Here is a 9,870-nt window from a genome sequence, read left to right as displayed (position 1 = left end):
GTTTCAACCCACGCTCCCACACGGGGAGCGACTCCCTAATATCTGTCTATACATTAACTCGTTAATAGTTTCAACCCACGCTCCCACACGGGGAGCGACATTTTACGCTCGGCGTCCAGCCGTCGCCCCTAACGTTTCAACCCACGCTCCCACACGGGGAGCGACTCAAGAACGATTTTGAGATAGGGTCATTAACCTTCGTTTCAACCCACGCTCCCACACGGGGAGCGACTGAAGGCAGCATAGGACAGGGGTTACCGACACATGTTTCAACCCACGCTCCCACACGGGGAGCGACTAGCGACCAGTCAGACCATATTCAAGATATTCAAGTTTCAACCCACGCTCCCACACGGGGAGCGACTATTCCTTACATAGAGGCAGACGACATTTGGAAAGTTTCAACCCACGCTCCCACACGGGGAGCGACAAGGAAGAAGTCGCGTATCAGGAAATTGTGCGACTGTTTCAACCCACGCTCCCACACGGGGAGCGACGCAGCGCTTCAGAGCTATCTCTTGCATTTTTATAGTTTCAACCCACGCTCCCACACGGGGAGCGACTATTGATAGCAGTATATCTGACAAGACGGAAAGGCAGTTTCAACCCACGCTCCCACACGGGGAGCGACTAACAAAACAAGCCCAACAATCAGCACATTAACCGTTTCAACCCACGCTCCCACACGGGGAGCGACTCTTCTTCAACCACGTTCTAAGCGGAGTTACAAACGTTTCAACCCACGCTCCCACACGGGGAGCGACCATTGCTTCGTCATACCCACTATCTTCCCAACTTGTTTCAACCCACGCTCCCACACGGGGAGCGACACTCAAAAGCAGGCAACTTTAAAAGCGGAAATAGGTTTCAACCCACGCTCCCACACGGGGAGCGACTCCTAACTCTACTTCTCTTTATTAACAAGCGTTTCCAACTTGCTTTGTGCGAAGATATAATCTTGCACTCTTATTTTTAAAGAATAATCCTTCAACTTTTCATTAATCCTTTTAATTTCAACTGTTTTCAAGAATTGCGATCCTTCCAATGTTTTCGCCTCCACTTGTAGTTCGCATATATATTTAAATTATTAGTGGCCCTTCTAAATCAACTGTTTTTTTAGCCCCTACATGCTCTACACGTTGTTTCCAATTTGAACCAAGAAAATAGAATCTTAAACTATCTTCTTCAGGTTTTATTTCAGCAAGCAATTTTGATTTTAAAAGAACCCATTCATCGGGAGAAACAATGCACTCAAAAACAGAAAACTGAACTCTCTGTCCATAATCTTTACAAACTTTTGCCACTCGTCTTAAACGACGCTTGCCTGCAATGTTTTCTGTTTTGACATCATAACTAACTACAACGAACACTTTAACGTCCTCCTATTTCCAAAGAAAAACAGGATACCCATCAATATCTCCTCGCAGTTGTCTTGATAAAAGCAATGCCTGTATGTAAAACAACAGCCCGATTTTAACACTTTCTTGCAAATAAGGATGTATAATCTCTTCTTGTTTCCTCTTTTGATAAGCCAGTAAAACTTCTTTACGTGTATTATCATCCATCACCACAGCTCCAGAACCCGTTTTGATGAAACCTTTATTCTGAACTTGTCCAAGATTTATAAGCGAAAGAGAAATTCTATCTGATAAAAAAGGTCTAAACTCTTCCATTATATCTAAAGCTAGCCCTGCTCGACCTGGTCTATCTTTATGCAAAAAACCAACACAAGAATCTAATCCAACGCTTTCGAGTGCAGAACGAACATCGTGCATCATCAAAGTATACATAAAAGACAAGAGGCAGTTTACCTTGTCAAGAGGCGGACGTCTTGTTCTGCCTACAAATTTAAAATCTTTTTTTTGTGATACTATAAGATGGTCAAAAACCTTAAAATAGGCATTGGCAGCTTCTCCTTCAATACCTCTAAGTTTATCTAATAAATCCGCTTCTTCCGCTTGCCTTAAAGAGCTTACAAGTTTTTTCGAGGCTTTGGTTACTTCTTCAACATTTATTTTATCTTTATGGTCCCTTAACGCTCTCTGTAGTACTGTTCTACAATTAGAGATTTTTCCTAAAATAATTGCTTTAGATATTTCTAAAGAAAACCCTGCATCATCTGCTCTACGATATTGTTCCCGCCTAAGCAAAACATTTCCAGATATTTTCCCTTGAACATTTGCTAAAAATTTACCATACTCCGTAAGAAAACTTACTGATACCTGTTTTTCAGCACAAAATCCCATAAGAAACGGGCTCATAGATACTTGTCCAAAACACACAATACCATTAATCGTATGAATAGGTAGTTGTAAAAGTTTTTCTCTCTCTACTGAAACAACAACTGTTTCTCCTTCTTTAGAAAGATACGCTCTTTGCGTAGTAACAAATAAAGTATTTAGGTATTTTTTCACTGGTTTATTATCCCTTCTATTTCTTCTTTTAAAAATCTCTTTACAGAAACCTTGCGACTTATTAGTTTTGGTAAACATTCCTCATAAAAAGAGCAAGTTTTACATTTAGAAGTGTAAACAGGAGCCGGAGTTTTTCCTTTTTCAATAAAAATTCTAACTTGCCTGATTATTTCTTTAGTTTCGTTACGTAAAACATTATCAAAAACTACATCCAATCTACGTCTTGTCCTACCATAAAATAAAGCACCACGCTCAACTTTTATTTTAAGCATTTCTTCAAGACAGAGAGCTTGAGCACAAAGTTGAACCTTATCACAGTTATTCTGTTTGGGTTTACCTCGTTTATATTCTACAGGAAATGGTATCCAGTATGATTCACCTACTCTTTTGTAAAATTCAACAACATCTGCTTTGCCAACTAAACCAACTCCAAAAGAATGTAGCATAACTCCTGTTTCTATTCTACTATTCTTTATATTTTTTATATTTCCCTTATGAACATTGGTGTGCATAACTCTTCCTTCTGCTGTAAAAATATTTTCAACCCACATCTGTTCAATATGAATTAAAGCACACTGTCTTTGACAAAAAATAAAATGCTGTAAAGACGATAGCTGTATAAATTCTTCTTCTTTAAACACTGATTTACCCTTTAATCTTTAAAGTAAACCTCTTAAACCTTTACTATTTTAGGTACTTCCTTAACAATATTATCATCCAGCAGTATATTATAATCAGAGAAACTTCTTGCAACTCCTTCAGAAGCCCGTTCTACACTTACTCTTTCAAATAGATCAACTGCATTCTCTGACCCTAAAGGTGTTTTATGCTCAAAAATGATTAATCCCCGAGTGCTCATAAGGCCGCGTGCTGCTGAATGGTCATGATCAAACATTTTTTGGAGAGCTTCCCAGAAAAGATCAAGGTCTTCTTGGTTAAAACCTGTCTGAGCTGCAAGATGAGCAGAAATAAAACCATAAGCTTTATACAAACCATAAGGCACAGTATATTTTCTGCCCATTTCAGAGCCACCCGTTTCACCTCTCTCATCAGTAGTTTTTGCTATCCTTGTTATACTATGTTCTAAAGCAACAACCGGATCAACAGAACGTGCAAAAGTCATTTGAACAGGACCTCGCACTTGCCCAGCATTTGCACCTGTTGTTAAAACGGCTCCAAAAGTTCTAATATCGTAAAAATCTGAACACATTTTATTTCGCCCTTTATCTATTTCGCCTTTTTGAGCTTCACCTTTTTTAGTCCGTGTTTTTCCATCTTTCTCGTCGGCAGGTTTTTCATCAAGGTTTATACCAAGTTTTTCGTATGTTTGAGAAATCAAGTTATTCAAAATCACTTTTTCTTTAATAAAAATATCATAACCTTCTTTGAGATTTCCGTCAGGGCTCATTTGGGTTAATTGTATATAATTTCTAATCTTCCGTTTAAGGCATACGTCAGTAACAAGCCCATTACCAGTTTCGGCATCAATTCTTGGCAGGTTACCGGCATCAGGGTCCCCATTAGGGTTTCCGTCTTGAACATCGAAAAATAATACAAAATCATATCTTTTATCTATGTTTTTATTCATAACATTCTCCTTTACAATGTTAATCTTCTTTCTTTATCTCTTTCTTTTTATAAAAATACTGCCTTTGATGATAATATCCCACAGCCAGATACGACTGTTGTTCCAAAGTAAGATGAGCAGGTATTTTATTAGGTTCAAAACCTTCCATAATACCTGCTATCAAACTCTCAAAATAGTTTTCACTCCCTTCTTCAAGTTTACCTATATGATGATTTTTTAATCTAAGAAGCATAGGCATTACTGTTCTAGGAGAGGTGGAGTATACTCCCCAAAATCTATCTCTTATTGTTTTATTTAACTTGCTTCCCCTACTTACTGATTGTATCTGTATTCTTTCAAGAACAGCAAAAAGTCGTCCGAGCAAATACCCAACTTCTTTATTTTCAACATCAAGCATTTCAAGCACCTCCTTTTTAGGATTTTTATAGAACCTATTAAATCTGTTAATATACGCTTTGAGAATAGCTGCACGAGTTCGTGTAATTTTCTGTTCAGCACGAATGCGACGAATACACTGATGGAGCAATGTTTCAGGATAAGGAATGCCCTCAAGAATACTTTCAAGAACAGAAGTAGAAAGATTGGATGGAACCTTTTCCATTTTATTTTCAAGAGCTGTTGCTCTTAAAATTTGTCCTAAAGCTAAATACTCATACTCTTCTGGACCGTGTATTATTTGAAAATCATCAAAATGTTGTTTAATGTTTTCTGCAAAAAAAGCAACTGTGCCTGTCTTCCAAAATCTAACTGTTATACGAGCAGAATTTGGCGTAAGACCTAAAAGAAAAAAACGATTATCATCTTCTTGATATATATTCCCTGTATCAATAGATTTATAAAGATTTTTTACTGCATTTACACCTCTTTCTGTGTCATCTTTATCAGATGTTAAATACCATTTAAAATTTTCTTCCAAATCAAATTCTATAGTTGATCTCTTTTGTGCCCAAAAAATTACGGTTGTATCACCAATAAATATTCGGTTCTGCTCTGATTTAAGAAGGTATTTTAAAGCAGTAGTATATGCAAATTCTGCTTCAGAACTAACAGGGGCATTAAATGCTTGTTTTTTACAATATGAGTCAAAACCAGAATCCAGCTGGCACCCAACAAGTATTGCATTGCTTTTTGAGCCCATTATAGGCGTTGGAGTATGTAGTCGTTTTACAGGACCGAAATTTCCTGTAATTAAACAGATGGCCGAAGAGGTTGCCTCCTCGTCAGTTTCTGGTTCTTTATTAACTATAGATATTTGATAATTTTTTATAGTTTCTCTTTCAGGTATAAGACAATGATCTCCAAGAAGTTGAAAAGATAAATTACAGCCCTTGTTTTTTGCACAATCTTCCCAATTTGAGTGGTTTTTAACCTCCTCCCAATTTCCTTTTTCAAAAAAAAGTATTACTGCATTAACTCCTTCATCTTTTTTAATATTGTCAGGGAGGTTTTTTATTCTATCTATAAAGGTTTTTTGTTGCTTTTTTGCCATTTCAATCATTTTTTCGGAAGAATCTTTTGGGTGAGCTAATATATAGCCATAATGGTCCCACAGCAGATTTGTCTTCATAGAACTAGTTCGAATTTCTTTTATAGGCAAAATATAGATAGTTCCTTTTTTACCTTCTCTGGTATCTCTCAAATTAAGAAAGTTACCTTCTTTATCAATTTCAATTACAAATTTTATTTCTTGAAATTGAAAACCTTCTGTGGGCAAATTATCTTTATTACGTTGGTAATAGTCATATAAAGATTGTAAAATCATTTTAACACCTCCTTGCTATCCCTATCAGGAACAACAATTACTCCGTTTTCCATTTTTGCTCTGTAAAACAGTATATTAGGAGAATTTTTATTAGTAAAATCAATATCATATAGCATAAACCCTAAATCACGTGTTTCATTTATAGGTTGAGTTTTTGCTTCTTCATTTTCATCAATTAACCTAAACATACAAGAAAATTCTCTGCATCCCAAATATGGACGATTAAAACATTGTCCTCTTTTTGCTCGTCTTTCAAATATGGCATTATATTTCCCCGGATTTTCATCCTTTCTTGGTTCATTGGTTTCATTTCCATTTTTTGCTTCAGCATCAGATAAGTAGGAAGGCACAGGATTTTTTACTTCAGGTCTTTGAACAACTGGAATAAACTCCAATTCAGCATAAATTTTATATTTAACATCTCGTAAAAAAAGCCCAGATTTTTGTTGTCTATTATCTTCTATAAAAATTCCTTTAGAATTAGTGCTCATAAGTGCACCAACCTCATTACGTTTTACGGAAATCCATTTAATGGGAGCTAAAACTTCAATTTTTTTTATATTCCACCTGATAGCCGGTTTCCAAAAAATCGCCTCAAAAATAGCACGAGCTGCTGATGGGGTAATAATATCATAACTTACTCGCTCCACTTTCATTTCGGGTCGAGTAAAACATGCATAATCTCCCCATATTTCTAAAGTAAAAGTTTTGTTATAAAAATTTTTATTCATACCCACCTCCATTTTATTCTTATACTATAAACAACTCTTTATTCCATTTAGTGGTATCACTTAGTAATCCTATGCCCGGTTTATAAAGACCATCGCATTTTTGAACCCAATAACCGTGAATTTCTTCAATATATTCTTCTCTTGCCAGTTGATCAAAAAGTCTTAATGGCACGTTTACAACAAATCTCTGTAATTGTCTTATCAGTTTAAAGTTGGGACCGTTTTTTCCCAAATATTCTATCAACTCAAAACTACCCCTCTCTCTTCCTTTATACCAGACAATAATTCCTTTATGAGTTGTATCATCTATCAATTTAACATCTTGAGCAAAAGTTCGGAATTGAAAATTAAATTCGTTATTTTCACGTATAAGCCGGTCATAAAATTTTGGTTTATCAAAATTATTGATACTTGAATAAAAGAACTTAAAATATTTAGAGTATAATTCAGTATTCCAATTTTCTAATCCCATATTAAAAACACTTTTTGTAGCATCTTCTCCTTTCCTGAGCAAGCCAACAGGAGAAGATTTTGGTGGCTGGAAAACGAGCACTTGCCCTAATTGGTTTTTAAGGTTGAGTTTTCCTTCTCTATTACACCTTCCTGCAGATTGAGCAATAGAATCTATTCCTGTTAACGCTCTATATACAACAGGAAAATCTATATCTACCCCTGCTTCCACAAGTTGAGTACTGATTACTCTGATTTCTTTACCCTCTTTCAATCTGCTTTTAACATCAAAGATAACTTCACTCCGCTCTTCACCACACATATTTGCCGATAGATGTACCGTTTCTATAGGCATTAAAGAATGTAAATCTCCGCAATCTTGTCGAGTGTTGACAACACAAAGAACCTGTTTATATTCTGTAAGTTCTTCTGCTATATCTTTCCATTCTTTACGTTCTGTTAAATCATCAGGAATAGAAATTTTTACTCTATGAAAAACTTCGTCTAATTCATTGTGGTTTTCCATTATTTCTTTAACATCTTTTAATCCTTCAAAGCGTGCCTGCCTCCTCCCTATATTCCCAACAAATACGGGCTGCGTAGCTGTGCAAATTATAAGGGTAACTCCAAAATGGTTGACCAATCCCTGCAAAACAGATAGTATGGGTTTGAGATATTCAGGTGGAAGCATTTGGGCTTCATCAAGGATAATAACACTATTTGAAATATTATGAAGTTTTCTGCATAAAGACGTCTTGCTGGCAAGCAAAGATTCAAATAATTGAACATTTGTTGTAACAATAATAGGTGCGTCCCAATTTTCCATAGCCAATTTATTTTGATAAGTTTCTTTGTCTGGATCTATGTTGCTATGGTGCTCTAAAACAGCATCTTCGCCAAATAAAAAGTTTTTCTGTTTTTTAGCTTCTTTTATCTCTTTTTCGTCATCAGTACCATATTTATAAACTTTTGCGTTCTGCTCAATAATGCTTGTATAGGGGATAGCAACAATTATACGTTTTTTCTTGTATTTAATGGCGTGAGTAAGAGCGAATGCCATAGAAGATAATGTTTTCCCTCCTCCTGTCGGAACAGTTAGGGAGTATATACCGGACGGTAAGTTTCCTTTCTCTTTGCACTGATTATAAATATTTTTCCGACTACGGTTTATAGGGGTATCAAGGACATTTTTTAATTTTCTCTCCATAAAACTGTTAAATCTATCAGATAGTTCCTTTAATGAAGGATAGTGCCCTCTCTCTTGTGCCTGTTGAGGAGACATAAAAGATTCTGTATCAAGAAAATCGGCATCAACAAGACAGGAAAAAAGCATACGTATCCATAAATGGAAGTGTTCGCTATAACCATTACGTTCTTCTTGATTTGAGATTTTAAGTGGGGCTGACTGTGGGAGAGAAACTTCTATTTTTTCTTTTACTTCTGATATTTTTTCTATCTGTTGTAGTTCTCTTAGGTCAAGAGTATTATTTTGAAAAACTCTATTAACAAGACCTCTGCCTGAAACATCTTGATACCAATCGGGAAGACCTGTGTGGTGACCTGCTACAATATAAGACAATATTTTACCGGCTGGAAATTGCTTAAATTTGCTCAAAGATACAACAGCACCGACAGTGCTGTGATTTACTGATGGTCTAACAATATCTTCTTGAGAAGTAGCCCTCTTTAAATAATCTTGCCATTCAGTGAGGTACTTACCTAAATCGTGCCACAACCCAGCTAAATATGCCCAATCGCCTGAACTGAAAAAATTAGCAAACTCTTCAGCTTTTTTAGCAACACTTTTCAAATGTTCATCAAGTTTATGCCATTCTTTAGATGGTTGATTTTTCAAACTATGGGCATAATATTCGCAAAAGTTTTCTTTTTTCATTTAAATTTAAAGAATTCACTTTTTTGTATCCCTCTATATTAAAAGATATCTTTATAATACAGTTTACCACATTGTTTCATATTGTCCTATAATAAAAATTTATAGTTAATGGTTAGTTTTCAAAATTGATAAGAGATTAGAAAACATTTAACAAAAAAACGCTTTTAAACAATCTCATCTTTTGCTGCCTTTTATGAATTTAAGTATATCTTTATGGGTGCCTACAAAACCCAGTTCTACTATATCCTGTTTCAAAATAAATATTACCCTAAGTTTTAAACCAACTCTCAGTTCCCATAAAGAATTTGTAAGTTTTTTTAAGCCCATTCCAGATGGAATTAATTGTTTTTCAAAAGCATCTACTAACTGTAAAAGGGCTTTTTTAACCTGTTTTTTTTCTTTTTCAGGTAGTTTCTTAAAACTCTTTTCAAAAGAGTTTAATTCTATGTATCTCATTATAGTGTTTTTAGCCGTTTTTTATATTCTTCTGACTTCATTTCCTTACCTTTTGCTTGTTTTTTTAACACCTTTTCTAAATCGGTTATATCTTGTTTGGAAAATTTTTCTTCTACAACCAAAGGTGTAATAACAATCTTTGAGCCCTGAGCTTCAACTTTAACGTACTCGCCCACCTCGCAAGCAATTTTAGTTCTGACGTCTTCGGGTATTGTTACTTGATATTTTTCTCTTATTTTAACTATTCCCATATATCCTCCTTTTATCATTATCCCCCCTCACCTTTTTTTCCGCCTAAAGGCGAGATTGCCACGTTAAGAAAGACTCGCAAAGACAAAAGGGAAGGAGAAAACAATAATGAAACTTTATTTCATCTCTTTTTTGACACAACCAGAACCTAACGTATTACTGTATTACTATATTGTATTATTATTGTAATATTTTATGTATAGGATGTCAATACAGGGGGAGAGAAAAAGCGAGATTCCGGATCAAGGCCGGAATGGCAAAGACCCCCCCCCCTCACCTTCACTCTCCTATCCCCTTGGGGAGAGGAGAATGTAGGTGGATTGCAT

The 9,870-nt window shown here is 35.7% G+C and carries 9 protein-coding genes and 1 CRISPR repeat array; all 9 genes read right to left on the bottom strand.

Annotation, left to right across the window (positions count from 1 at the left end):
• Position 1 precedes the first annotated feature (1 nt).
• Positions 2–896: a CRISPR direct-repeat array (repeat unit 31 nt; unit sequence TTTCAACCCACGCTCCCACACGGGGAGCGAC).
• Between the two features lie 183 nt (positions 897–1,079).
• The 9 genes from cas2 to M0P98_04305 all read right to left on the bottom strand — a co-directional run bounded on the left by cas2 (position 1,080) and on the right by M0P98_04305 (position 9,564).
• Positions 1,080–1,370: a CRISPR-associated endonuclease Cas2 gene (gene cas2 / locus M0P98_04345; protein MCK9266099.1), complete on the bottom strand. Its 291-nt coding sequence runs from the start codon at positions 1,368–1,370 to the stop codon at positions 1,080–1,082.
• Between the two features lie 12 nt (positions 1,371–1,382).
• The gene (cas1c, locus tag M0P98_04340; GenBank protein MCK9266098.1) at positions 1,383–2,414 is read right to left on the bottom strand and encodes a type I-C CRISPR-associated endonuclease Cas1c; all 1,032 of its coding nucleotides are present in this window, start codon (positions 2,412–2,414) and stop codon (positions 1,383–1,385) included.
• Positions 2,411–3,055, bottom strand: a complete 645-nt coding sequence (cas4, locus tag M0P98_04335) for a CRISPR-associated protein Cas4 (protein ID MCK9266097.1) — start codon at positions 3,053–3,055, stop codon at positions 2,411–2,413. Before cas4 ends, cas1c begins: the two co-directional genes overlap by 4 nt.
• Positions 3,056–3,087: 32 nt before the next feature.
• On the bottom strand, positions 3,088–4,002 hold the full coding sequence (gene cas7c / locus M0P98_04330; GenBank protein MCK9266096.1) for a type I-C CRISPR-associated protein Cas7/Csd2: 915 nt from the start codon (positions 4,000–4,002) through the stop codon (positions 3,088–3,090).
• A gap of 19 nt (positions 4,003–4,021) precedes the next feature.
• Positions 4,022–5,764: a type I-C CRISPR-associated protein Cas8c/Csd1 gene (gene cas8c / locus M0P98_04325; GenBank protein MCK9266095.1), complete on the bottom strand. Its 1,743-nt coding sequence runs from the start codon at positions 5,762–5,764 to the stop codon at positions 4,022–4,024.
• The gene (gene cas5c, locus M0P98_04320) at positions 5,761–6,495 is read right to left on the bottom strand and encodes a type I-C CRISPR-associated protein Cas5c (protein MCK9266094.1); all 735 of its coding nucleotides are present in this window, start codon (positions 6,493–6,495) and stop codon (positions 5,761–5,763) included. The genes cas8c and cas5c overlap by 4 nt, the downstream gene beginning before the upstream one ends.
• A 19-nt stretch (positions 6,496–6,514) precedes the next feature.
• Complete coding sequence (gene cas3 / locus M0P98_04315; GenBank protein MCK9266093.1) at positions 6,515–8,839, bottom strand: CRISPR-associated helicase Cas3'; 2,325 nt, start codon at positions 8,837–8,839, stop codon at positions 6,515–6,517.
• Between the two features lie 174 nt (positions 8,840–9,013).
• Positions 9,014–9,295, bottom strand: a complete 282-nt coding sequence (locus M0P98_04310; protein ID MCK9266092.1) for a hypothetical protein — start codon at positions 9,293–9,295, stop codon at positions 9,014–9,016.
• Positions 9,295–9,564, bottom strand: a complete 270-nt coding sequence (locus tag M0P98_04305) for an AbrB/MazE/SpoVT family DNA-binding domain-containing protein (protein ID MCK9266091.1) — start codon at positions 9,562–9,564, stop codon at positions 9,295–9,297. Before M0P98_04305 ends, M0P98_04310 begins: the two co-directional genes overlap by 1 nt.
• Positions 9,565–9,870: the final 306 nt, after the last annotated feature.

The sequence above is a fragment of the bacterium genome, from assembly GCA_023230585.1.
GTDB lineage: Bacteria > Ratteibacteria > UBA8468 > B48-G9 > JAFGKM01 > JALNXB01.
The sequence above is the reverse complement of the archived record's forward strand: the minus strand, read 5'-3'. Positions and strand labels throughout refer to the sequence as shown.